The following is a 22,588-nucleotide window of genomic DNA, read 5'->3' as shown; positions in this document are numbered from 1 at the left end:
CTGTTGACAAGGGTCTTGCGCAAGTCCTTGCCCGCTCTCTTAGAGAAGGTATGTGACAGTTCTGCTGTGGCCCCTCAGGCCTGTGGACAGCCTGTCTCTCCTCCCTCCAGCGGTTGCGCCGGCATGAAAATGTCATGCTGGCGCTCTAGGTAGCTAGGGCGGCTGTCAAGGACGTAAAGACCTGAAGAGCAGTCATGATTATCCGGCTAAAGGGATGAATGAAATGCTGGTGCCACAGCTGACACATGTTCCACTCGCCGAGCGCCAGGCCATGCGCGACGGTCCCCGTGATAGCGCCACCCATCTTCGTTTGGCCGGCGCCACACCGGCACTTGGCCAGATCGAGATCGGCGGTAAGGCTTCACGCGAAGGCACGGGCGAAACGCTCACCGTCGTGGCCTGGAACGTCGAACGGCTGCGCCATGGCGATGCCATCGCGGCAACGCTTGCCGACCAGTCACCGGATGTCGTGCTGCTGTCCGAGGTCGACGAAGGCATGGCGCGCTCAGGCAACGGCCATCCCTTGCGCGCCCTTGCCGACCGTCTCGGTCATGCCTTCGCCTATGGCGTCGAATTCGTCGAGCTCGGCGGCGGCAATGAGACTGAGCAGGCTGCAACCGGCGCCGTCCAGAATACGGAAGGCTTCCACGGCAATGCCGTGACCAGCGCCATCCCGCTGCTTCGCCCTTTCCTGGTCCGCCTCGACGCGGCTGGCGGCTGGTTCCGGCCGGAGCGGGGCCAGCCGCGAATCGGCGGGCGCATGGCCATCGGTGGCCAAGTGCAGATCGGCGACCGCAGGGTGACGATCGTCTCGGTGCATCTGGAAAACCGCACCGATCCCGCCGGCCGGGCCATCCAGGTCAGCCATCTTCTCGATGCCATCGACAGATATGATCCAGAGGCGCCGGTGCTGCTCGGCGGCGACTTCAACACGCTGACATCGAGCCATGAGAACCGCCACGACGATCCCGACGCCTGGGCGGCGCGCATCGCGGCCGAGCCTGATCGGCTGATCGATGTCGAACGCCATGAACCGCTGTTCGCGGTCTTCGCCGGGCGCGGTTACGACTGGAAGGCCGCCAACAGGCTCGACCTGCCCACGCAGCGGCGCGAGTTCGGCGATCCTACCCCGACCGGCCACATCGACTGGTTCTTCACGCGCGGCCTTGTCGCAACAGCCCCCGCCGTCCTTCCGGCTGTGCTGGCGGACGGCAGCCCGAGCTCCGATCATGAAGCAATTGTCGTGACGGTTCGCATCGCCTGACTAGCGCGGCCAGCCGGCTACACCAGAGAAGTAGTCAGTCGCCCTTCTCCGGAAAAACCCGACGCTAGAAGCTTTCGGGCTTGAGCGCCGTCTCGACCAGTCTCCTGGCGTCCGGTCCCGACCATTCGGCCGGGCCGTTCATATGGGCGAGCAGGCAGCCCTCGCCGTCGATCAGCATGGTGACGGGAAGGCCGAGCGCCAGGCCGCGCTTCTTAAGGTCATTGAACAGCGCCATCGTCGAATCCCGGTAATAGCCGAGCGTCGTGACGCCGGTATCGCTGAGGAATTTCTTCGGCTTCACATCGTCGCCGGCATCGACATTGACGGCGACCACCTGAAAGGCATCGCTGCCCATTTCCTTCTGCAGCGCATCAAGCGCCGGCATTTCGGCGCGGCACGGCGCGCACCATGTCGCCCACAAATTAAGCAGCACCGTCTTGCCGGCATGGTCGGCAAGCGTCATCAGCTTGCCGTCCGGACCGTTAAAGGCGAGGCTTTTCAAGGATTGCGGCGGATCGGCCGGCAACAGTGCAGCGACCTGACCGGTGGCCGAGGCCGCGACCTTCTTGGCGCGATCGCTCTTGGCGGCGCAGGCGACATCGTCCTTGCTGTCGCCGACGACAGCTTGTGCCGGTGCATTGTTGCCAGACCGGCTCTCGCTGACATATACCGCGACCGCGCCGGCCAGCGCGCCCGCCACCAAGGCGGCGAGGATCAGGCGCGAGGCCGGGAAGAATCTATTGCCGTCTGCCATTTTCTCAAACTGCTCCGAAGCACGGGTTATAGCCATGAGCGACAAGAAAACCAGCAACCAGATGTGGGGCGGACGTTTTGCCTCGGGTCCGGCCGCGATCATGGAAGCGATCAACGCGTCGATCTCCTTCGACCGCAAACTCTATGCGCAGGACATCAAAGGCTCGATCGCCCATAGCGAGATGCTGGCGCAAACGGGCATTATTTCGGCGGCCGATCAAGAAAAAATCGCTCACGGGCTGAACACGATCCTGAAAGAGATCGAGGCCGGCAGCTTCGAGTTCTCGACCCGGCTGGAAGACATCCACATGAATATCGAGGCGCGCCTTGCCGACCTGATCGGTCCGGCGGCCGGCCGGCTGCACACCGCCCGCTCGCGCAACGATCAGGTGGCGGTCGACTTGAGACTGTGGGTCAAGGATGAGTGCTTTCGTGTCGCCGAGGCGTTGAAAGGGCTGATCAAGGCACTGCTGGAGCGGGCCGAGGAGCATGCGGCGACGGTGATGCCGGGCTTTACCCATATGCAGGCGGCCCAACCGGTGACCTTCGGCCATCACTGCATGGCCTATGTCGAAATGTTTTCGCGCGACCTGTCGCGTGCGCGCGATGCAATCGAGCGGATGGACGAAAGCCCGCTCGGTGCCGCGGCCCTCGCCGGCACCAGTTTCCCGATCGACCGCCACCGGACCGCCAAGGCGCTCGGCTTCCGTGAGCCGATGCGCAATTCGCTCGACAGCGTTTCGGACCGCGATTTCGCGCTGGAGTTCCTCGGCATGGCGGCGATCTGCGCCACGCATCTGTCGCGACTGGCCGAGGAGATCATCATCTGGTCGACGCCGCAGTTCGGCTTCGTCAGGCTGTCGGACTCGTTTTCCACCGGCTCCTCGATCATGCCGCAGAAGAAGAACCCAGATGCGGCCGAATTGGTGCGCGGCAAGACAGGCCGCGTCACCGGCCATCTGGTCGGCCTGCTGACGGTGATGAAAGGGATGCCTTTGACCTATGGCAAGGACATGCAGGAAGACAAGGAATCGGTGTTCGATGCCGCCGAGACGCTGGACCTGATGCTGGCCGCGATGACCGGCATGGTTTCGGACATGACGGTCAACGCGGCCGCGATGAAGAAGGCCGCCGGCGCGGGTCACGCGACAGCGACCGATCTTGCCGACTGGCTGGTGCGCACGCTCGGCCTGCCGTTCCGCGAGGCGCATCATGTCACCGGCCGGGCGGTGGCTCTGGCCGAAGAGAAGAAGGTCGGGCTGGAGAAGCTTTCGCTGGAGGATCTGCAGTCGATCGATCCCGCCATCACGGCGGACATATTTTCGGTGCTGGCGGTGCAGAACTCGGTCAAGAGCCGCACCAGTTTCGGCGGCACCGCGCCGTCGGAAGTGAGGAAACAGATCCGCACCTGGAAAAAGCGACTGGCGAAAGCGTGATTCCGGCTGCTGCGACCAGCAATATCCCTGATATTGCGACCAGCAATATCCGGGGTGCAATACGCCGAGAACTCGGCTAAAAGCGGCGGCTGGCAAACGTTTCGGACGGATGGATCGATGACCGGAAGCAGGATTTTGGTGACTCTGACGCTTCTGGCGGCGATCGCGGCCGTTTCGGCCTGCGGCAGGAGGGGCGGTCTCGACACGCCCTATGAGGCAGCCGTGCAAGCGCGCAAGGATGCCTCGAAGGCGCACCAGCCAGTACCGCCGGAGCCGGAAAAACCGGTCGAGGACAAGAAGTTCATCCTCGACCCGCTGATCTAGAGCAGCCATGCGACTGGGTTTTGGTCCTTCTAAACCCGATCTCATCGTGCTCCAACTTCCGGAACCACTCTCGTGAACCATTTCGACTACCGCGACGGCGTGCTCCATGCCGAGGACGTGGCGATCCCCGATATCGCCGCGCAGGTCGGCACGCCGTTCTACTGCTATTCGACGGCCACGTTGACCAGGCACTACCGGGTGTTCGCGCAGGCCTTTGCCGGGCTCGAAACGCTGGTCTGCTACGCCATGAAGGCCAATTCCAACCAAGCCGTTCTGCGGACGCTGGCGAAGCTCGGTGCCGGCGCCGACGTGGTTTCGGAAGGGGAGTTGCGCCGGGCGCTGGCCGCCGGCATCCCGGCAAGCAAGATCCTGTTTTCGGGCGTCGGCAAGACCGCACGGGAAATGGACTTTGCCCTTGCCGCCGGCATCCTCTGTTTCAACGTTGAATCCGAGCCTGAACTCGAGCTCCTGTCGGCGCGAGCCGTGGCGCTCGGCAAGGTGGCGCCGATCTCGCTGCGCATCAATCCCGATGTCGACGCCAGGACCCACAAGAAGATTTCCACCGGCAAGGCCGAGAACAAGTTCGGCGTTCCGTGGCAAAAGGCGCGTCAGGTCTATGCCCGCGCGGCAAAGCTTCCCGGCATCAAGATCACCGGCATCGACACCCATATCGGCAGCCAGATCACCGAGCTGCAGCCTTTCGACGACGCCTTCGCCCTGCTTGTCGATCTGGTCGGCGCGTTGCGAACTGACGGCCATGTCATCGAGCATATCGATCTCGGCGGAGGCCTCGGCATTCCCTACCGCATCGACAACAATCCGCCGCCCCTCCCCGATGCTTATGCCCAGATCGTCAGGAAGCATGTCGGCAAGCTCGGATTGAAGGTGATGTTCGAGCCGGGCCGGCTGATATCAGGCAATGCCGGGATCCTCGTCTCGGAAGTGATCTTCGTGAAGGAAGGCGACGCCAAGAACTTCCTGGTCGTCGACGCCGCCATGAACGATCTCATCCGACCGACGCTCTACGATGCTTTCCACGACATCCGTCCGGTCGTGCAGCCGCCGGCCGACGCGCCGCGCATGATGGTCGACGTTGTCGGCCCGGTCTGCGAGACCGGCGATTATATCGGCCTCGACCGCGATCTGCCCAGGCTGAAGTCCGGCGACCTGATTGCCGTCTTCACCGCCGGCGCCTATGGCGCGGTGCAGGCAGGCACCTACAACACTCGCCTGCTGGTGCCGGAAGTTCTGGTCGACGGGGACCGCTTCCACGTCGTGCGTCCGCGCCTGTCCTATGACGACCTGATCGGGCTGGATTCCGTACCCGATTGGCTCGCATAGAGGCCACATCGTCTCGAACGCCGACGGTAGCGCTATAGCCGGTTCTGGATGAGCGCCCTTGTTTCGGCGATCCTATCCTCGTCGCGGCGATAGAATGTCCATTGCTTGATGCGCCTGGCACGCAACAAGCCGGCTTGGGTGAGCACGCGCATATGCTCGCTGAGCGTCGCCTGTGTGATGCCGAGCTTCTCGGCGATCAGCAGCGCGCAGACGCCGTCCTCGACCAGATCGCCATCCGCCTGGGGTGGGAAATGCGCGCGCGGATCCTTCAGCCAGTCGAGTATCTGCAGCCTGCGTTCGTTGGCAATCGCCTTGAAGACATCGACCTCTTGCATTTAGCCATTTTGCCAAGTTACTAATTACTGTCAATCCCGAGGAGACGTCGATGACGAACGGCAACACTGTCACACGCGAGCGCATTGCCGCGATGGAACCGCGCATCCGTCCCTATGTGCGCCACACACCGGTGCTGCGCGTCGACATGGCCGACTTCGACCGGCCGCCGCTGGCGATCGACCTGAAGCTCGAATGCCTGCAGCATTCCGGCTCGTTCAAGGCGCGCGGCGCCTTCACCAATCTCCTGGAACGGCCGGTTCCCGAGGCCGGTGTCGTCGCCGCGTCGGGCGGCAACCATGGTGCTGCCGTCGCCTATGCCGCCATGCGGCTTGGCCACAAGGCGACCATTTTCGTGCCCGAAGTGAGCCCGCCGGCCAAGCTCGAGCGGATCCGCTCCTACGGCGCCGATCTGATCGTCGGCGGCGCCCGCTATGCCGAGGCACTGGCCGCCAGCGAACGGTTCGCCGAGGAAACCGGCGCCTTGCAGATCCATGCCTTCAACCAGCAGGAGACGCTGATCGGCCAGGGCACGCTTGGGCTGGAAATCGAGAGCGATTTGCCTGAGATCGACACATTGCTGGTCGCCGTCGGCGGCGGCGGCCTGATCGGCGGCATCGCTGCCTGGTTTGCCGGCCGCATCCGCATCATCGCCGTCGAGCCGGAAGGGGCACCAACGCTTTACCGCGCCTTTGAGGCCGGACACCCCGTCGATGCGCCGGCCGAGGGCATCGCCGCCGATTCGCTGGCGCCAAAGCGTGTCGGCGAGATGATGTTCCCGATCGCCGAGGCCTTTGTCGAACGCTCGATCCTGGTCAGCGACGACGACATCATCGCCGCGCAAAAGGCGTTGTGGAACCGGGTTCGCATCATTTCCGAGCCGGGTGGCGCCGCCGCCTTTGCCGCGATCCTGTCCGGCCGCTATTCGCCAGCGCCGGGCGAACGCGTCGCCGTGCTGGTCTGCGGGGCAAATGCGAACCCCGCAACCTTCTGACTGCAGCATGGAACTATAATAGCGGCCTTCACGTTTTTCCAAACCGCCTCGCCTTTGCCGTGTTTGCTGGTATTCTTCGAGTCGTGAGGCTTGGGCTATCCTGCCCGCCCACAGCATGATCCCCGAAAAGTGGAATCCGGTTTTCGGAACAGATCATGCTCAAGGAGACAGAGCCCCGTCCCGGTTCTTTCGGATGGAATAGGGCTCGAGGAAGGGCCGATGACGCGACGACCCACCTTCAGCAGCGATCCCGGCCTGGCCGGGCGCCTAGCCTTGAGCCGGCTGGCGACGCGGGTCTCGATTATGGTCGAGCGTGGCTGGCCGTTGCTGCTTCCGCTCGTCATCGTCGCCAGCCTGTTCCTCAGCGTCTCCTGGCTCGGCCTCTTCTCCCGGCTGCCGGATATGGCGCGCATCGGCCTTGTCGCCGCCTTCGCCATCGCGGCGCTGGCCGCGCTCTATCCCCTGCGCTTCTTCCACTTGCCGGGTGCCGCCGAAATCGACCGCCGCATCGAGGCGGCCAATCAATTGCTGCACAGCCCGGTGCTGGTGCAGACCGACCGGCCTAGCGGCAGGGAAAGCAGCTTCTCGCAAGCGCTCTGGCGCGAGCACCAGAAGCGCATGGCCGGAAAGCTCGACAGCCTCGGCGCCGACCTGCCGCGCACACGGGTGCCGGAGCGCGACCCCTGGGGGCTGCGCGCGGTGGCGGCACTTTTGCTCGTTACCGCCTTCGCCTTCTCCTTCGGGCCGACGGGCGGCAGGGTCAGCGACGGGTTCAATGCCCGTGGCGCGCAGGATACCGTGCCGCCGCGCATCGACGCCTGGGTGACGCCACCGGCCTACACCGGCAAGCCACCGATCTTCCTGACCGCCGACGCCAACCAGGCGACGCCGACCTTCACCGTTCCCGAAGGCAGCGATGTGTCGTTGCGCGTAACCGGCGGTTCGGGCGAGGAAACGCTTGCCTACGCCGACAAGAGTGGCAATTCCCGCGCCATCGACCCGGCCGGTCCGCAGGCCGCCACGGCCAAGCCAGCGGCAAGCCCGGCGACGCCGTCCAAGATACGCCAGTTCACCGGCAAGCTGACCGGCGACGGCACGCTGACGCTGACGTCGGGCGAGGATCAGCTCGGCCGCTGGGCCTTTGCGGTCATAACCGACAAGCCGCCGCGGATCCGCTTCGTTGGCGAGCCGAAGCGGGCGGCCAACGGCGCCTTCGAACTCAACTACCAGATCGACGACGACTATGGCGCCGCCACCGCCAAGACGGTGTTCACGCTCGCCGATCCGCAGGCACCGAATGCGCATCCGCTCTATGGTCCGCCTGAAATGCCGCTTTCGCTGCCGCGACGCGGCGGCAAGTCGAATGCGGCCAAGACCTCCAAGGACCTGACCGAGCATGTCTGGGCCGGCAGCAACATCAAGCTGACGCTGGTTGCCACCGACGATGCCGGGCACACCGCATCAAGCGAAACCAAGACGCTGATGATGCCGGAGCGGCCGTTCGCCAATCCGCTGGCGCGAGCCGTGATCGAGCAGCGCCGCCTGCTCGCGCTCGACGCCAATGCCAAGCCGCGCGTGCTCGACCTGATGGACGCCATTACGCTGCGGCCGGAAGACACGTTCGACAACATGTCCCACTACCTCGCCATCATGAGCGCCCGCAGCCGGTTGAAGATGGCCGACAGCGACGATCAATTGCGCAGCGAGGTCTCCTATCTCTGGGAAATCGCGCTCGGCATTGAGGAAGGCAATCTCTCGGCCGCGGAAAAGCGGCTGCGCCAGGCACAGCAGGCATTGCAGGACGCCATCAAGAATGGCGCCAGCGACGCCGAAATCGAAAAGGCGATGAAGGAACTGCGCGAGGCGATGAACCAGTTCCTGCAGGAATTCGCGGAGCGCGCCAAGCAGAATCCCAGCGCCCCGCAGATGCAGCAGAATGGCCAGGAACTGCGCCAAAGCGATATCGACCGCATGATGGATCAGATCGAGAATCTGGCGAAGTCGGGCGACCGCGACAAGGCGCAGCAATTGCTGTCGCAACTGCAGGACATGATGAACAATCTGCAGGCCGGCCGTCAGCAGCAAGGCGGCCAGCAGGATAGCGAGATGCGCCAGCAGATGGATAAGCTCGGCGATATCCTGCGCCGCCAGCAGGAGATGATGAACGACACCTTCCGCATGGACCAGATGCAGCGCGGCGAACGCCAGCGCGGACAGAACCGCGACGAACAGCTCGGCCAGGACGAGCAACAAGGTCAATCAGGCGAAAACGGCAAGCCGAACGAGGGCGGCCAGCCGAAGCCGATGACGCCGCAGGAATTCGCCGATGCGCTGAAGCAGTTGCAGCAAGGCCAGGGCCAGCTGAAAAGCGACCTCGAGCAGTTGAAGAAGGGGCTCGAGGGCATGGGCATGGAGCCCAATGAAGGATTTGGCGAGGCCGGCAAATCTATGGGCAATGCCGAACAGGCGCTCGGCGAGGGCGAAGGCGATGAGGCCGTCGGCCATCAGGGCCGGGCGCTGGAAGCGCTGCGCAAGGGCGCCAAGGACATGATGAAGCAGATGCAGGCCATGCAGGGCGACCAGGGCGGCAGCGAACAAGGCGGCCGCCAGCAGAATGCCGATCGTGACCCGCTCGGCCGGCCACGCGCCAGCCAGGGGCCCGATTTCGGCGATTCGGTGAAGGTGCCCGACGAGATCGATGTGCAGCGCGCCCGTCAGATTCTGGAAGCGATCCGCAAGCGGCTCGGCAACGCGCTGAGTCCCGACATCGAACGCAGCTATCTGGAACGGCTGCTCGAGCTGAAATAGAGCAATTCCAGGAAAAGTGTGAAGCGGTTTTCCGTCCGGAATTGCGATAAAACAACAAAGGGATTGCGGCCCCGCCTCGACCACACCCGAAAACCCTCCCGGACGGTTGCAGCACCATGCCTAAACTTGGCGCTGTCACCCCTATCCTGCGCATCTTCGATATTGCCAAGGCGCGTGAATTCAACGTCGGCTTCCTCGGCTTCGAAGTGCGGTGGGGGCATAGCTTTGACGACAACGCGGCGACGGTGCCTCGGCGTTGCCGTGCGCATAAGGGTCGGGGATATCGCGGCGCTGCATGGCGAATTGATCGGCAAGAAATACCGCTTCGCCAGGCCCGGCCTGGAAGAAAACGCCGTGGAAGACCCGCGAGGTATCGGTCGCCGACCCGTTCGGCAACCGCCTGCATTTCTACGAGGATGCCGCCGGCTGATTCAGCCTGTTGACGAACGCCTCGCGGATTGCCTCCTGCATGCCGTCGATCGCCTCACCTGAGGCATTGGGGTTGCGGTGCATCACCACATTCGAGGAATCGATGTCGCCGAACCCGTCCGCGGCCGTCAGTTCGCGACAGCCGCTTGGGATGTTGCTGCGCGAAATCGGCGCGATCGCCAGTCCGGAGGTGACGGCGAGCTTGAGGCCGCCGGTGGTGTCGCTGGTATAGGCGACACGATAGGCAAGACCGCGCTGCTCCAGTGATTTGATGGCGAAGTCCTTGCACCAGCCGGCCCGGTTGTAGAGCGCGATCGGCACCGGCTGTTCCTCATGCATGTGATGCAGGGTCGACGTCACCCACACGGTAGGATCGTGCATCAGCACTTCGCCGCCCGCAGGATCCTGCCATTCGAACACCACGCACAGATCGAGTTCGCCCGCAGCAAGCGCCGCTATCTGTGCCCCCGAATGCGCATAGCGCACGGTGACCTCGACCTGCGTGTGGCGCTTCGAAAAGGCGCCGAGCGCGCGCGACAGGATGGCGTGGCCATACTCCTCCGGAATGCCGATGCGCACCGGCCCGCCAAGCGGCGCCGCCGCCATCGACGCCGCCGTCTCGTCGAGCAGCGAGACGATGCGGCGGGCATTGACGATGAGTTCGCCGCCGCGCCGCGTCAGCGCGACGCCGCGCGAGCCGCGCTCGAACAGGCTGTCGCCGATCAGCTCTTCGAGCTTCTTCATCTGCATCGACACCGCCGACTGGGTGCGGCCGGCCTGCTCCGCCGCCTTGGTGAAATTGCCGGTCTCGGCAATCGCGACGAAGGTGCGCAGGAGGTCGCTGTCGAGGGTCGGTCGCATGAAATCCGCCATAAGGAAATTTGATCGCTGGTATCATCCCAATTCGTTTGCAACATGTCAAACGCAGGATGATAGTGGCCACTCCCATTGGATATGCGGCTGCGAAATCAGCCGCGGACCAATCAAGAGTCCTCACTCGTGCCCGCTGCCCGAAACGGTGGCGGGTTCTTTTTAGCTTGCGGCAAGCGTGCTTGCGGTCGCGGTACTGGAGCCTGGAATCGTCATGCGGAACCGGATGGTGCGCGGCATCCTGAGCCTGTGTCTCGGCGTGCTGGTCTTCTCGTTGCAGGACCCGCTCGTCAAAGCCGTGTCGGGCGGTTATCCGGTGACCGAGGTGATGGCGATCCGATCGATCGTCGCCTTGCCGATCCTGATTGTTCTGGTCCATGCCGATGTCGGCCTGCCGGCGATCCTGTCGAAGCGATTCGGCATGCTGACGATGCGCGCCTTCATCCAGTTCACCTCCTATACGATGTACTATCTCGCCATCGCCGCTTTGCCGCTCGCAGACGCGGTGGCGCTCTACTTCATGGCGCCGCTGTTCATCATGGCGCTGGCCGGGCCGTATCTTGGCGAGCGCGTCTCCTGGCAAACGATGGCAACCGTGCTGATCGGGCTGTTCGGCGTCCTTGTGATGCTGCGCCCGGGCGCTGGGCTGTTCGACTGGGCGGCACTGCTGTCGCTGGGCTCGGCGGCGCTCTACGGTTTTTCGCAGTTGATGGCCCGCAAGATCGGCGATACCGAATCGTCCACCGTCATGGCCTTCTATCAGAACGGCGCCTATCTGGTAGGCGCCGCCGTGGTTGCCGGCGCGTTTCACCTGGCCGGCATCACCCACGCCGCCCACCCGAGCCTGGAATTCCTGGTGCGGCCCTGGCTTTGGCCGACCCTGCCGGATTTTCTCAAGATGGCGGCCTGCGGTTTCGTCGCTTCCGCCGGCATGATCCTGCTGTCGCAGGCCTACCGGATGGCGCCGGCCAACCGCGTTGCCACCTTCGAATACACCGGCATTCTGTGGTCGCCGCTGTGGGGTTTCCTGTTCTTCGCCGAAGTGCCGCGATCGACGACCGTGATCGGAGCGGCCCTCATAATCGGCGCCGGCCTGCTGGCGCTCAACACCGAACGGCGCAAGAGCGCTCCACCCGCGCTCACTGCTGCCGATCCCGCCTGATCAGGCGAAGCAGATCAGAGCCAGAGCCCGTTCGACGCGCGAGCGAATTTCTGCCAGCGTAAAGGGCTTCTGCACGACATCGAGGATGATGCCGTTCAATTCCTCGGCGCGTTCGCGCTGGTCGGCATAGCCGGTCATCAGCATGATCTTCATCGCCGGAAAGAGCGCTGCCGCCGCGATCGCCATCTCGATGCCGTCCATCTCCGGCATGCGGATGTCGGAGACGACGAGATCGTAGCCGCCACGCGCGGCCTGGATCAGCGAAAGCCCTTGCGCGCCGTCCGCCGCGATATCGATTGTATGCCCGGCGCGTTCAAGCGCGCGGGCGGCCAGGGTGCGTACGGACTCATCGTCCTCGACGATCAGAAGCTTTGCCATGACCGGCATACTTGGCGCTGAAAAGTTGACTTTTTCTGAAAGCGCGGAGGATCAACAAACCTTTTTTGAAGTCGCTCACGCGTCCCCTTTCACGACGCCGACAAACGGCAGTTCGCGAAAAGCGTGCGCGACATCCATGCCGTAGCCGACGACGAAATAGTCGGGGCAGTCGAAGCCGACATGGTCGGCATTGAGCGCGGTCTGGCGGCGCATGCGCTTGTCGAGCAGCACGGCGACGGAACAGCTCTTGGCGCCCCTCGACAGCATCAGGTCGCGGGTGAAGCTCAGCGTCTTGCCCGATTCGAGAATGTCGTCGATCAACAGCACGTCGCGGCCGGCGACCTCATTGTCGATGTCGCGCAGCACCTTCACCTCGCCGCTGGTGGTGCCAGCGCCATAGCTGGAGATGAAGATGAACTCGACCTCCGGCGACAGGCCGACATCGTGCATGGCGCGGATAAGGTCAGCGGCGAAGATGAACGAGCCCTTCAGCACCGAAATCACCAGCAGATCGTGATAGTCGTGGCCGGCGATCTCCTTGGCGAGCTCAAGGTTGCGCCGGGCGATCGCCGATGCTGAAAACAGGACTTCGATGTCCTTGCCGCGTACGATTGGCATTGGTGTTCCTCGATAGTCGCCTATTGAGCGAAAGTGACTAAAACGGTTCTTACGCCGTTCTTAGGCACGTCGAGCCGGCTGGCAAAGCCGAATCTTTCGCGCGGCGCCAGCGCGCGGCCGGATGTCCCCAACGTATAGCGGGTTGTACGCCCGTCATTGCTCGTCACCCGAATTTCGAGCGGCGGCAGCCGCACCGGTTTCGCACCATCATTGGCGGCCTCGCCACCGACGAACAGCGCGGGGTTCGGCCCCGACGCGTCGATGCGAGACGTGACGCCTGAAATGCTGAGCGCCGACGCCTGCGCGCCGGACAGGAACGGCGCCTGGCGCACCAGCGCATGCCCACCGGAGACCCAGAAGGCGGCAAGGGCGGCCCCTAGGCCGGCGACCCAGAAGATCGGCCCGCCGCGCGAGGCCGGCGGCCGCTCCGCCGGGGCCTCGGGCTTGCGCAGCATGTCCATGCCCTCGATGGCCGGTGTGACGATCACACGCGGCAGCGGCAAAACGCTTTCCACGACAGGGACAAGACGCGGCATCACCACATAGTCGGCATCGACGATGTCGGCAGCCGAACCACGCATGAACCGGTCCGCTACGGCAATTGCCGCCGGATCGGTCATGATTTCGCCGGAAACCGGGCGCGCGGTTCGATCGTCAGCCATATGGCCCCAGCATTGCAGAACGTGTTCGCTTTTCGTTTCTTTTTGCGTAAACACAAATGGTTAACGCTTCCCCACCGGAGCCCTCGTGACGAACCGAAAGAACGCAGGAATTAACCGCCGGTTAACCATGCCGGCCGATGGTCTTTACCCAGAACAGGCCGGCTCGCCGCCGTGCCGAATTTCAGGTCGCCGAAATTGATTCGCTTCGAAAATGTCGGCCTCCGTTATGGCATGGGTCCGGAAATCCTCCGCGACATCTCCCTGCACATTCCGGAGCGCTCCTTCCAGTTCCTGAGCGGGCCTTCGGGCGCCGGCAAGACGACGTTGCTGCGCCTGCTGTTCATGTCGCTGAAGCCGACGCGCGGGCTGATCACCATCTTCGGCAAGGACCGCTCGCGCATCTCGCGCACCGAGTTGCCGCATCTGCGGCGCCGCATCGGCGTGGTGTTCCAGGACTTTCGCCTGCTCGACCACATGACCACCTACGAGAATGTCGCGCTGCCGCTGCGCGTGCGCGGGCGCGAGGAGGCGAGCTACCGCACCGATGTCACCGAACTGTTGAAGTGGGTTGGGCTGGGCGAGCGCATGCATGTGCTGCCGCCGGTTCTGTCCGGCGGCGAGAAGCAGCGCGCCGCGATCGCCCGCGCGCTGATCGAGCAGCCGGAGATCCTGCTGGCCGATGAGCCGACCGGCAATGTCGATCCGCCGCTGGCGCGACGCCTGCTGCGGCTGTTCATCGAACTCAACCGTCTCGGCACCGCCGTGGTGATCGCCACCCACGATCTCGGCCTGATGGAACAGGTCGACGCGCGCCGCATGATCCTGGCCGGCGGAAGGCTGGACATTTATGACTGAACTGTCCGCCGGACATCTTGTCGAACGAACGCAGGACGCCGAGGCGACCGAGGCAAGGCCGCGCGCCCAGCGCAGGATGGCACCGATCGTGCCGGCGCAGAACATCGCCGGCCGGGCGCTGGTGCTGGTCATCGCCATCATGACCTTCCTTTCCTGCCTGACCTTCGGTGCGGTGACGCTGGTGCGCGACACGGCTTCCGTCTGGGAGAACCAGATCTCGCGTGAGGCGACGATCCAGGTTAAGCCGGTCGACGGCCTCGACATGGAGGCAGCCCTTGCCCAGGCTTCGCAGATCGCCGGCGAATTTCCCGGCGTCAAGGCGACCCGGATCATCGATCGTGAGGCGACCGCCAGGCTGTTGGAGCCGTGGCTCGGTTCGGGCCTTAACATCGACGAGCTGCCGGTGCCGCGCCTGATCATCGTCACCATCGACGAGAGCAGCCCACCCGATTTCGCCGCCATGCGCGCCGCGATCACGCCGAAACTGCCGAGCGCCTCGCTCGACGATCACCGCACCTGGGTCGACCGGCTGGTGGCCATGGCCCGCACGACGGTGACCATCGGCATCGCCGTGCTGGCGCTGATGCTGTCGGCGACCGTGCTGACCGTGGTGTTCGCCACACGCGGCGCCATGGCCGGCAACGGCCACATCATCGAAGTGCTGCATTTCGTCGGCGCCGAGGCGCGCTTCATCGCACGCGAGTTCCGCCGGCATTTCCTGGTCACCGGCATGAAAGGCGCGGCAGCCGGCGGCGCGGCCGCGGTGCTCGTCTTCATCGTCTTTTCCTGGTGGTCGTCGCGCAACATGGCAACGCCGCAGGCCGACCAGGCGACCGCCCTGTTCGGCAATTTCGCCATCGGCTCGGCGGGCTATCTCGGTGTCGTCTTGATGGTGCTGGTGATCGGCGGACTGACGGCGGCAACCTCGCACGCCACCGTCGTTGCCTATCTCAGCGACATCGACGTCCGCCAACCGGACGCGGGCTAACGACATGGACAGATCACGGATGGAGAATTCACGTAACGCAAAGTGCGTCTTTTAACTACCCAAGGTCGCATTTCAGGATTAACCATATGGCGATGGACTCGCGGGATTCAACCGGTACGGCTGGGCAGATGCCAGTGGTGGTTGCCCGTTCGCATGACCGCCGCGCAGTGAGCCGGATAAGGGCCGCGTTGCGTATGTCCGCTCTCTCCTTGCTCATCCTCGCGACATTGTTTGCCGGCGGCTTCGGCTGGTTCGCGAACAAGGTCAGCCACCTGACCACGCCCGCCAATCCGGCCAGGGCAGACGCGATTATCGTGTTGACCGGCGGCCAGTCCCGCCTTGACGCGGCGATGGACCTGCTTGCGTCCGGCAAGGGCGAGCGGCTGCTGATCAGCGGCGTGCATCCTTCCGCCAGCCGTCGTCAGCTGCAGGCGGCGACCGGTGGCGACAAGCGATTGTTCTCCTGTTGCGTCGACATCGACCGCGCCGCGCTCGACACGATCGGCAATGCCGAGGAAAGCGCCAAATGGGTGGAGAGCCATGCCTATGGCACTGTGATCCTCGTCACCAACAATTATCATATGCCGCGCAGCCTGCTGGAAATGGGCCGGCTGCTGCATGGCGCCAAGCTTGAGCCCTATCCGGTGGTCAATTCCAACCTCGACAATGGCGGCTGGCTGACCAAGCCGCGGGCATTGCGCGTTCTGTTCACCGAGTACAACAAATACTTGCTGGCGCTGGCGCGTGGCATCGTGCCGGTGAAGCCAACTCCAGCCGGTATAGCACTGGCCGAAACCGCGGCCGGCGGCTGAACCATTATTCCCCGGCGGCCGCGCCTGCCCTGGAGGCAGCGCCCGACATCCCCTTGAGCCGCGCGACCTCCCGTTCGAGGCGCTCGATCCGCTTGTCTCTCTCGCCGAGTGCAGCCGCCACGTCGGCCGCCTCGAAACGCTGCGGAATATGTTGTGGGCAATTGGCATCCCAGGCCGAGACCGTGAACAGGATCACCTGCTCGGGACGGGCCTTGTAGTCCTGAGGCATCAGCTTCGCCATCAGCTCGGCATCGTTCTCGACAACGCGCGCCGTACCCCAGAGCTTGATGCGCTGGCGGTGCATATAGTCGATCAGGAACAGGAAGGCCTGCGGATTGTCGGCCAGATTGCCCTGCGTGATGAACTGCCGGTTGCCGGCAAAATCCGCGAAGCCGATCGTGTGTTCATCCAGCACCTTGAGGAAGCCGGCCGGTCCGCCGCGATGCTGGATGTAGGGCTGGCTATCGCCATTGGCCGTCGCCAGGAAGACGCTGGTCTGCATCTCGATGAAGGCGGCAAGGTCAGGCGTGATCACGGCTTGCCAGCCGCCACGCTCCTCGACGCGGGCATAGGACTGGCGTGAACCCTTGCGTGCCTGGATCGCCTTGACGGTCGGCGTGAAGGCGACGTCGCTGGTGAAAGCATGCGCGTTCATCGAAAGCCTCCTGGAATTGCTCTAAAGCCCGAGTTCCGACAGTGTTGGGTGATCGTCCGGCCGCCGGCCGAGCGGCCAGTCATACTTACGATCAGCCGCGCCGATCGGCAGGTCGTTGATGCTGGCGATACGCAGGCGCATCAAGCCGTGGTCGTCGAATTCCCAGTTCTCGTTGCCGTAGCTGCGGAACCATGAACTGCTGTCGTCGTGCCATTCATAGGCGAAGCGCACGGCAATACGGTTGCCGTGGAATGCCCAGACCTCCTTGATCAGCCGGTAGTCGAACTCGCGGCTCCATTTGCGCGCCAGGAACGCCTGGATTGCATCGCGGCCTTGCAGGAATTCGGCCCGGTTGCGCCAGCGGCTGTCCGTCGTATAGGCAAGCGCGACCCGTGCCGGATCGCGGGAGTTCCAGGCATCCTCGGCCATGCGCGCCTTTTGCGCTGATGTCTCGGCTGTGAACGGCGGCAGCGGTGGCCGGGCTTCGGACATGGTTGCTCCTTGCAGGCTGTGGCCATGCTACAGGCAGGCCGACAATGACAATATAAAGCCTTCCATCGTTCCGATGCAGATGGCATATTTGCAACTCGTCCTTCCATTTTCCGGAAGAAGCTGTGGATCGTCTCGAAGCAATGTCTCTCTTTGTCGCCGCGGTGGAGGCCGGCAGCCTGTCCGCGGCAGGCCGCCGTTTCGGCATTCCGCTGGCGACGGTCAGCCGCAAGGTTTCCGATCTGGAACGCCATCTCAACACACGCCTCTTGAACCGCTCGACGCGCCGGCTGACGCCGACCGATGCCGGCCAGGCCTATCTTGCCGCCTGCCGCCGCATCCTCGACGACGTCGGTGAGGCCGAACGCACGGCTGCCGGAGAATACAGCGCTCCAACCGGCGAACTGGCTATCACCGCGCCGGTCGTCTTTGGCCGCCTGCACGTGCTGCCGGTCGTCACCGGCTTTCTCGCAGCCTACCCCGACGTGGACATACGCCTGACATTGGCAGACCGCATAATCCAGCTGGTCGAGGACCATTTCGACCTCGCCATACGCATCGGGCAGTTGCCCGATTCGAGCCTGGTCGCCATGGGCGTCGGCGCGATCCGCCGCGTCGTTTGCGCCAGCCCCGCCTATCTGGCCGAACACGGCACGCCGACCACCCCGGAGGACCTCGAAACACACGATTGCATCACCTTCGAGGGACTTGCTTCCGCCGCCGCCTGGAGCTTCACCAAGGGCAAGGCCGAAATCCCGGTCCAGGTCCGTTCACGGCTTCAGGTCAACAGCGCCGAAGCGGCCATCGACGCGGCGATCGCCGGCGTCGGGCTGACCAAAGTGCTCTCCTACCAGATCGAGGCCGCGCTGCGGTCCGGCTCGCTGCGCGTCCTGTTGGAGGAGTTCGAGCCGGCGCCATGGCCGGTAAGCCTGGTGCATGCGGGCCACGGCCTGTTGCCGGTGAAGCTGCGTGCCTTCCTCGATTTTGCCGCGCCGCGCCTGAAGGAGCGGTTGGCGCGGTTGATGTAGCGGAACCTGGACCGTCGACGGATCGCTCTTCATCGCGATCGGAGCGCCCGTCGGCCATTTCCTTTTTCCCCGCGCTTGGTGTAACCAACGCTCACCTCCTCACCGGGCCTCCCCCATGCTCTATGCCAGATCGCTGACGTTCAATTTCGTCTTCTACGTCAACCTGATCGTCCAGATGATCCTCTGGACCCCCTATTATTTCCTGTCGCCCCGTCACCGCGCCTGGTTCGTGCCGAAATTCTGGTCGCGCACCTCGATGTGGCTCTTTGACAAGATCGCCGGAACGAAGAATGACATCACCGGCCAGGAAAACCTGCCGGCAGGCTCGTTCATCCTGGCGCCCAAGCACCAGTCGTTCTGGGACGCGATCGCCTTCTTTCCCTTCCTCCAGGACCCGCTCTACATTTTGAAACGAGAGCTGACCTGGATCCCGTTCTTCGGCTGGTACATCATGAAGATGCGGATGATCCCGGTTAACCGCGGCAGCCGCTCGAAGGCGCTGAAGGCCGTGGTCGCCGCGACCAAGGAGGAGATGGCGTGCAACCCTCGCCAGCTGATCATCTATCCCGAGGGCACGCGCCGGGCGCCGGGCGACGAGCCGGCCTACAAATACGGCATCGTCGAAATCTATGCTCAGCTTGGCGTTCCGGTCGTGCCGGTTGCCCATGTCGCCGGCCTTTATTGGCCGAGGCGGAAATTCCTGCGCTACCCCGGCACGATCAAGGCGCGCTTCCTGCCGCCGATTCCACCGGGACTGAGCAAGGACGAATTCATGGCCCGGCTGATCGGGGAAACGGAAGCTGCCTGCGACCAGTTCCTGATTGATGCGGCGCGCGGCCCGAACCCACCCGCCTTGCCGCCGACAGCGGTGAAGCGGTTGCGGGAACTCGGCGCTAAAGCCTGAGCGAAAACTCCGGGGCCAGTTTTCAGCGGAACACGGCCAGCGCGGTGGTCAACACCAGCGTCCCGGCAAAGACCAAATTGACGATCCGCGAGGTTGCCGGCTGGCGCAGGAACCGCGCGAACGCTGCTCCCGCGACGAGCCACACCGCATGGATGGCGACGATCATCAGGGCGAGAACCGTCAGCCCAAGCCATGGACCGATCTCAGCGACGCCTTGTTTCGACGAAGCGCCGGCGAACACGGCGGCGATCGCCACATAGGCCTTTGGGTTGGCGACAGCGAGAAGAAACCCGGCCACCAATGTCGGGCGCGAAGCCTCGGCGGCGCGTGCCGCCAAGGGTGGTGCCGTGGCGATCTTAAAGGCGAGATAGAGAATGTAGGCCGCGGACGCGACAGCCAGCAGCGGCGCCAGCTTCGGCATCGAGGTGAGCACAGCCATGACCCCGGTCGCGACAACCAAAAGCACGGCGATCGTGCCCAGGATGATCCCGCAGGCATAACCCAGCGAGTGGCGCAGGCCGAAGGCGGCACCGACGGCGGTGACGCTTATCGTTGCCGGCCCCGGGCTGCCCATGACGACCGTGGCGGCAAGCACCAGCGCGAGCAGCTGACGCCAAAGGTCCGGCCGCGAAAGCAGCGGCTCAGTCATCTCACCCTCTGCCTTGCCCCTGCGAAAAACGGTATGGCAAGACGAGAGGGTGGTCTTGGACGTTCGTGCGAGGAGCGGTCGCCGAAAGCTTCAGCCGCTCGCCTTGTCGAGTTCGGCCATGTCGTTGCCGCTCAGTTTCAGCGACGCCGCCTTGATCAGGCTGTCCATCTGCTCGGGCTTGGTCGCGCTGGCGATCGGCGCGGTCACACCTGGCCGCGCGATCACCCAGGCAAGTGCGACTTCCGCTTGCTTGGCCGAATGCCTGGCCGAGACCGCGTCCAGTGCCGCGAGGATGCGATATCCGCGCGCATTGAGATAGTCCTTCACCCCGCCGCCACGCGGGCTTTGGCCAAGATCGGCCTCGCGGCGGTATTTGCCGCTGAGAAAGCCCTTGGCCAGGCTGAAATAGGTGATGACACCGATGTCCTCGGCCACGCACAGATCGCGCAATGGCCCATCGAAGGACGAGCGATCGTAAAGATTGTATTCCGGCTGCAGCACTTCGTAGCGTGGCAGGCTGCGCAGGCTCGCCACATCGAGTGCGGCGCGCAACTGGGCGGCGTCGAGGTTCGAGCAGCCGGCATATCGGATCTTGCCCTTGGCGAGCAGCTTTTCATAGGCGCCAAGAGTTTCCTCGTAGGGCGTCGTCGGGTCCGGCCAGTGCGACAGATAGAGATCGATCGTGTCGGTCTGCAGCCGCTTCAGCGATGCGTCGACGGCCTTTTCAATGTATGCGGCGGACAGGTCCTTGTGGCCCTGCCCCATATCCGAACCGACCTTGGTGACCACGATGACCTTGTCACGATTGCCACGGTCCTTCATCCACTTGCCGATGATGGTTTCCGACTCTCCCCCTTTGTGGCCGGAGACCCAGCGCGAATAGGCGTCCGCCGTATCGATGGTGTTGAGGCCGGCGCCGACGAAGCGGTCGAGCAGGTCGAACGAGGTTTTCTCGTCGGCGGTCCAGCTGAAGACATTGCCGCCCAGAACCAGCGGCGCGATGGAAAGGTCGGTGCGACCGAGACGGCGTTTCTGCAAGGCGTATCTCCGGGATAATTGGGGCGGGCGAATGGCGCCCGCGGGGCTGAGGTTCGGAGCCTAACCTAGGTCTTGACTGATCGAGGTCAAAAGCCTGGCCGCCTTTTTCCGCAGCGCCAGCTTCACAAAGGCGCGACCTGCCGCGCCACCTCTTCCAGCCAGTGGTCGCGAATGCCCAGCGCCTCGAGGTGCTCCAGAGTGCTCTGCACATAGTCCTCGTTGATGCCGGACTGGCCCGCCGCACCGCGCACCACGGCCGCCGCCTCCGCCGCGTCGAGGGCGCCGGCATATTGCTCGTGCTGGCGGTCGACGATATAGGCCACCGCCTCGACCGTGGGGCCTCCGTCGAGACGAATCTTGAGCATACGCTCGAGATAGACGTTGGTGACCAATTCGCGCTCGCGCAGATAGGCGATGACCTCGTCGCGCAAGTCGCCGGGAACGCGGAACGCCAAGCCGATGCAGGAGCCGCCACGATCCAGGCCGAGCACCAGCCCCGGCCGTTCACGCGTGCCGCGATGCACGAAGGAATAGACGCAAAGCGAGCGCCGGTAGCCGTGCAGGCGGGCACGCTGTGTCTCGACATGCGCGAAACCCGGCCGCCACATCAGCGAACCATAGCCAAACACCCAAAAATCGCCCATATCGCCGCGCCTGATTGCAAAAGATGCCAACACCGCACCGGGACCGGTGTCTTTTCCGCCTGTCCCCGTCTACCCATTCGTCTCTGTCTACCTATTGTTGGCGGGATCGACTGTCCGTCCGCGACACACATGCGTTAACGAGAGCCAAAGTATGACGTCAAGTGACGAACGCCAGCCGAGTAAACGTCGCCGCCTGTTGTGGCTTGCCGCGCTCGTCGTGGTGCTGTTTGCCATCTACAGCGGCGGCTGGTTCTATCTGGCTGACCGGGTGAGGAGCGAGGCCGACAAGGCGGTTGCCACGCTGAACAAAACTGGCGTCGAAGCCGGCTGCGCCAACCTCCAGGTCAGCGGCTATCCCCTGAGCTTTACCGTCTCCTGCGACAATTTGGCTTACGAGGACGATGCCAGGAACATCGCCGCTTCGGCCGGCAGTTTCAACGCAGCCGCCCAGATCATCCAGCCTCTGTCACCGGTTGCCAATCTGCGCGGCCCGCTCAGGACTTCCGTTCCAGGCATGGCGCCGCTGTGGATCGACTGGGACAATCTGCAGGCCAACGTGAAATTGTGGTGGCCGTTACCGCAACGGATTGCCCTGGAGGCGGAGGGCTTGTCCGGCCAGACCGATCCGGCCGACGATACCGATCCGGTGCAATTGTTCAGCGCCGGCAAGGCGGCCGGCCAACTGCGGCCGAATGGGTCGGACATCGACTATCTCGGCAGTTTCGGCGATCTCGAGATCGACCCCGGCGCGATCGGCGGGCGCGTGCTGCCGGCGCTCGATGCCAGCGGCGACGCAACGCTGAAGAACGGCGTCGCGTTGATTGGCACGCAGGTGAAAAGCCTGCGCGGCCAGGCGATCGAAATCCGCAACCTCGACCTGTCGTCGGGGACGGCGCGCATCACTGTTTCGGGACCGCTCTCGGTCGATGCCGAGGGCCTGGTCAACGCCAATCTGATGATCAGGCTGAAGGACCCGAAGGCGGTGGCGGCCATCCTCGGTGCCGCCATACCCGAGCAGAAAAGCCAGATCGAGCAGGGCTTTTCTGCCCTGGCGGTGCTCGGCAACGAACCGTCGATGCCGCTCAAGGTGGTCAAGGGCAAGGCCTCGCTCGGCTTCATCCCACTGGGCAAGATCAAGCCGCTCAATTAAGCAT

At 64.0% G+C, this 22,588-nt stretch carries 24 protein-coding genes and 1 pseudogene; 14 read left to right on the top strand and 11 right to left on the bottom strand.

What is annotated here, in order from left to right:
* Positions 1-223 precede the first annotated feature (223 nt).
* Positions 224-1,264, top strand: a complete 1,041-nt coding sequence (locus NKH03_RS02130) for an endonuclease/exonuclease/phosphatase family protein (RefSeq protein WP_352966899.1) — start codon at positions 224-226, stop codon at positions 1,262-1,264.
* A 64-nt stretch (positions 1,265-1,328) separates the two neighbouring features.
* Here the strand turns inward: NKH03_RS02130 and tlpA are convergent, their stop codons facing one another.
* Entirely contained in the window at positions 1,329-2,018 is a 690-nt protein-coding gene (tlpA, locus tag NKH03_RS02125) for a thiol:disulfide interchange protein TlpA (RefSeq protein ID WP_352867897.1), read from the bottom strand.
* A gap of 34 nt (positions 2,019-2,052) precedes the next feature.
* Here tlpA and argH point away from each other — a divergent pair, with 34 nt between their 5' ends.
* The 3 genes from argH to lysA all read left to right on the top strand — a co-directional run bounded on the left by argH (position 2,053) and on the right by lysA (position 5,118).
* The gene (gene argH, locus NKH03_RS02120) at positions 2,053-3,453 is read left to right on the top strand and encodes an argininosuccinate lyase (protein ID WP_352867899.1); all 1,401 of its coding nucleotides are present in this window, start codon (positions 2,053-2,055) and stop codon (positions 3,451-3,453) included.
* A gap of 117 nt (positions 3,454-3,570) precedes the next feature.
* Entirely contained in the window at positions 3,571-3,777 is a 207-nt protein-coding gene (locus tag NKH03_RS02115; protein WP_352878959.1) for a lipoprotein, read from the top strand.
* A gap of 72 nt (positions 3,778-3,849) precedes the next feature.
* On the top strand, positions 3,850-5,118 hold the full coding sequence (gene lysA / locus NKH03_RS02110; RefSeq protein ID WP_352867905.1) for a diaminopimelate decarboxylase: 1,269 nt from the start codon (positions 3,850-3,852) through the stop codon (positions 5,116-5,118).
* 32 nt (positions 5,119-5,150) lie between these two features.
* Here lysA and NKH03_RS02105 read toward each other — a convergent pair whose 3' ends face one another.
* Complete coding sequence (locus NKH03_RS02105) at positions 5,151-5,453, bottom strand: ArsR/SmtB family transcription factor (protein ID WP_352659115.1); 303 nt, start codon at positions 5,451-5,453, stop codon at positions 5,151-5,153.
* 50 nt (positions 5,454-5,503) lie between these two features.
* Between NKH03_RS02105 and NKH03_RS02100 the strand changes: the two genes are divergently transcribed.
* From NKH03_RS02100 to NKH03_RS02090, 3 genes and pseudogenes are all read left to right on the top strand, one after another.
* A complete protein-coding gene (locus tag NKH03_RS02100) occupies positions 5,504-6,445 on the top strand; it encodes a threonine/serine dehydratase (protein ID WP_352867908.1) in 942 nt (313 codons plus the stop codon).
* Positions 6,446-6,664: 219 nt separating this feature from the next.
* A complete protein-coding gene (locus NKH03_RS02095; protein ID WP_352966897.1) occupies positions 6,665-9,253 on the top strand; it encodes a TIGR02302 family protein in 2,589 nt (862 codons plus the stop codon).
* A gap of 116 nt (positions 9,254-9,369) precedes the next feature.
* Positions 9,370-9,683, top strand: a pseudogene (locus NKH03_RS02090) (glyoxalase superfamily protein).
* On the opposite strand, the gene NKH03_RS02085 reads toward NKH03_RS02090, so the two are convergent.
* A complete protein-coding gene (locus NKH03_RS02085; protein ID WP_352966893.1) occupies positions 9,662-10,543 on the bottom strand; it encodes a LysR family transcriptional regulator in 882 nt (293 codons plus the stop codon). The pseudogene NKH03_RS02090 and the gene NKH03_RS02085 sit on opposite strands and share 22 nt — an antisense overlap.
* Positions 10,544-10,766: 223 nt before the next feature.
* On the opposite strand from NKH03_RS02085, the gene NKH03_RS02080 reads away from it, so the two are divergent.
* Complete coding sequence (locus tag NKH03_RS02080; RefSeq protein WP_352878943.1) at positions 10,767-11,714, top strand: DMT family transporter; 948 nt, start codon at positions 10,767-10,769, stop codon at positions 11,712-11,714.
* On the opposite strand, the gene NKH03_RS02075 is transcribed toward NKH03_RS02080, so the two are convergent.
* The 3 genes from NKH03_RS02075 to NKH03_RS02065 form a co-directional block, all read right to left on the bottom strand.
* On the bottom strand, positions 11,715-12,092 hold the full coding sequence (locus NKH03_RS02075; protein ID WP_352966892.1) for a response regulator: 378 nt from the start codon (positions 12,090-12,092) through the stop codon (positions 11,715-11,717).
* A 75-nt stretch (positions 12,093-12,167) separates the two neighbouring features.
* Complete coding sequence (hpt, locus tag NKH03_RS02070) at positions 12,168-12,710, bottom strand: hypoxanthine phosphoribosyltransferase (protein WP_352966890.1); 543 nt, start codon at positions 12,708-12,710, stop codon at positions 12,168-12,170.
* A gap of 20 nt (positions 12,711-12,730) precedes the next feature.
* A complete protein-coding gene (locus tag NKH03_RS02065; protein ID WP_352966889.1) occupies positions 12,731-13,372 on the bottom strand; it encodes a hypothetical protein in 642 nt (213 codons plus the stop codon).
* A 195-nt stretch (positions 13,373-13,567) separates the two neighbouring features.
* On the opposite strand from NKH03_RS02065, the gene ftsE reads away from it, so the two are divergent.
* The 3 genes from ftsE to NKH03_RS02050 all read left to right on the top strand — a co-directional run bounded on the left by ftsE (position 13,568) and on the right by NKH03_RS02050 (position 16,027).
* Complete coding sequence (ftsE, locus tag NKH03_RS02060; RefSeq protein ID WP_010911739.1) at positions 13,568-14,227, top strand: cell division ATP-binding protein FtsE; 660 nt, start codon at positions 13,568-13,570, stop codon at positions 14,225-14,227.
* Positions 14,220-15,215, top strand: coding sequence for a cell division protein FtsX (locus tag NKH03_RS02055; protein ID WP_352966887.1), 996 nt, complete (start codon positions 14,220-14,222; stop codon positions 15,213-15,215). The genes ftsE and NKH03_RS02055 overlap by 8 nt, the downstream gene beginning before the upstream one ends.
* An 86-nt stretch (positions 15,216-15,301) precedes the next feature.
* Positions 15,302-16,027, top strand: coding sequence for a YdcF family protein (locus NKH03_RS02050; RefSeq protein ID WP_352966886.1), 726 nt, complete (start codon positions 15,302-15,304; stop codon positions 16,025-16,027).
* 4 nt (positions 16,028-16,031) lie between these two features.
* Here NKH03_RS02050 and NKH03_RS02045 read toward each other — a convergent pair whose 3' ends face one another.
* The gene (locus NKH03_RS02045; RefSeq protein ID WP_352966885.1) at positions 16,032-16,682 is read right to left on the bottom strand and encodes a pyridoxamine 5'-phosphate oxidase family protein; all 651 of its coding nucleotides are present in this window, start codon (positions 16,680-16,682) and stop codon (positions 16,032-16,034) included.
* Between the two features lie 21 nt (positions 16,683-16,703).
* Entirely contained in the window at positions 16,704-17,174 is a 471-nt protein-coding gene (locus tag NKH03_RS02040; RefSeq protein WP_352966884.1) for a nuclear transport factor 2 family protein, read from the bottom strand.
* 122 nt (positions 17,175-17,296) lie between these two features.
* On the opposite strand from NKH03_RS02040, the gene NKH03_RS02035 reads away from it, so the two are divergent.
* Together NKH03_RS02035 and NKH03_RS02030 are read left to right on the top strand one after the other, a co-directional pair.
* Complete coding sequence (locus NKH03_RS02035) at positions 17,297-18,199, top strand: LysR family transcriptional regulator (RefSeq protein ID WP_352966882.1); 903 nt, start codon at positions 17,297-17,299, stop codon at positions 18,197-18,199.
* A gap of 115 nt (positions 18,200-18,314) precedes the next feature.
* The gene (locus NKH03_RS02030; RefSeq protein ID WP_352966881.1) at positions 18,315-19,103 is read left to right on the top strand and encodes a lysophospholipid acyltransferase family protein; all 789 of its coding nucleotides are present in this window, start codon (positions 18,315-18,317) and stop codon (positions 19,101-19,103) included.
* Between the two features lie 22 nt (positions 19,104-19,125).
* Here NKH03_RS02030 and NKH03_RS02025 read toward each other — a convergent pair whose 3' ends face one another.
* From NKH03_RS02025 to NKH03_RS02015, 3 genes are all read right to left on the bottom strand, one after another.
* Positions 19,126-19,752 (bottom strand): LysE family translocator, encoded by a 627-nt coding sequence (locus tag NKH03_RS02025; protein WP_352966880.1) that lies wholly within the window; start codon positions 19,750-19,752, stop codon positions 19,126-19,128.
* A 90-nt stretch (positions 19,753-19,842) separates the two neighbouring features.
* Positions 19,843-20,790 (bottom strand): aldo/keto reductase, encoded by a 948-nt coding sequence (locus NKH03_RS02020; RefSeq protein ID WP_352966879.1) that lies wholly within the window; start codon positions 20,788-20,790, stop codon positions 19,843-19,845.
* A 122-nt stretch (positions 20,791-20,912) separates the two neighbouring features.
* The gene (locus NKH03_RS02015; RefSeq protein ID WP_352966878.1) at positions 20,913-21,434 is read right to left on the bottom strand and encodes a gamma-glutamylcyclotransferase; all 522 of its coding nucleotides are present in this window, start codon (positions 21,432-21,434) and stop codon (positions 20,913-20,915) included.
* A 151-nt stretch (positions 21,435-21,585) separates the two neighbouring features.
* Between NKH03_RS02015 and NKH03_RS02010 the strand changes: the two genes are divergently transcribed.
* Positions 21,586-22,584 carry a DUF2125 domain-containing protein gene (locus NKH03_RS02010; RefSeq protein WP_352966877.1) on the top strand — a complete coding sequence of 333 codons (999 nt, stop codon included), beginning with the start codon at positions 21,586-21,588 and terminating at the stop codon, positions 22,582-22,584.
* Positions 22,585-22,588 lie beyond the last annotated feature (4 nt).

Origin of the sequence: Mesorhizobium sp. M1406, assembly GCF_040317555.1 — a bacterium.
GTDB lineage: Bacteria > Pseudomonadota > Alphaproteobacteria > Rhizobiales > Rhizobiaceae > Mesorhizobium.
This window is presented reverse-complemented; position numbering and strand designations above follow the sequence as displayed.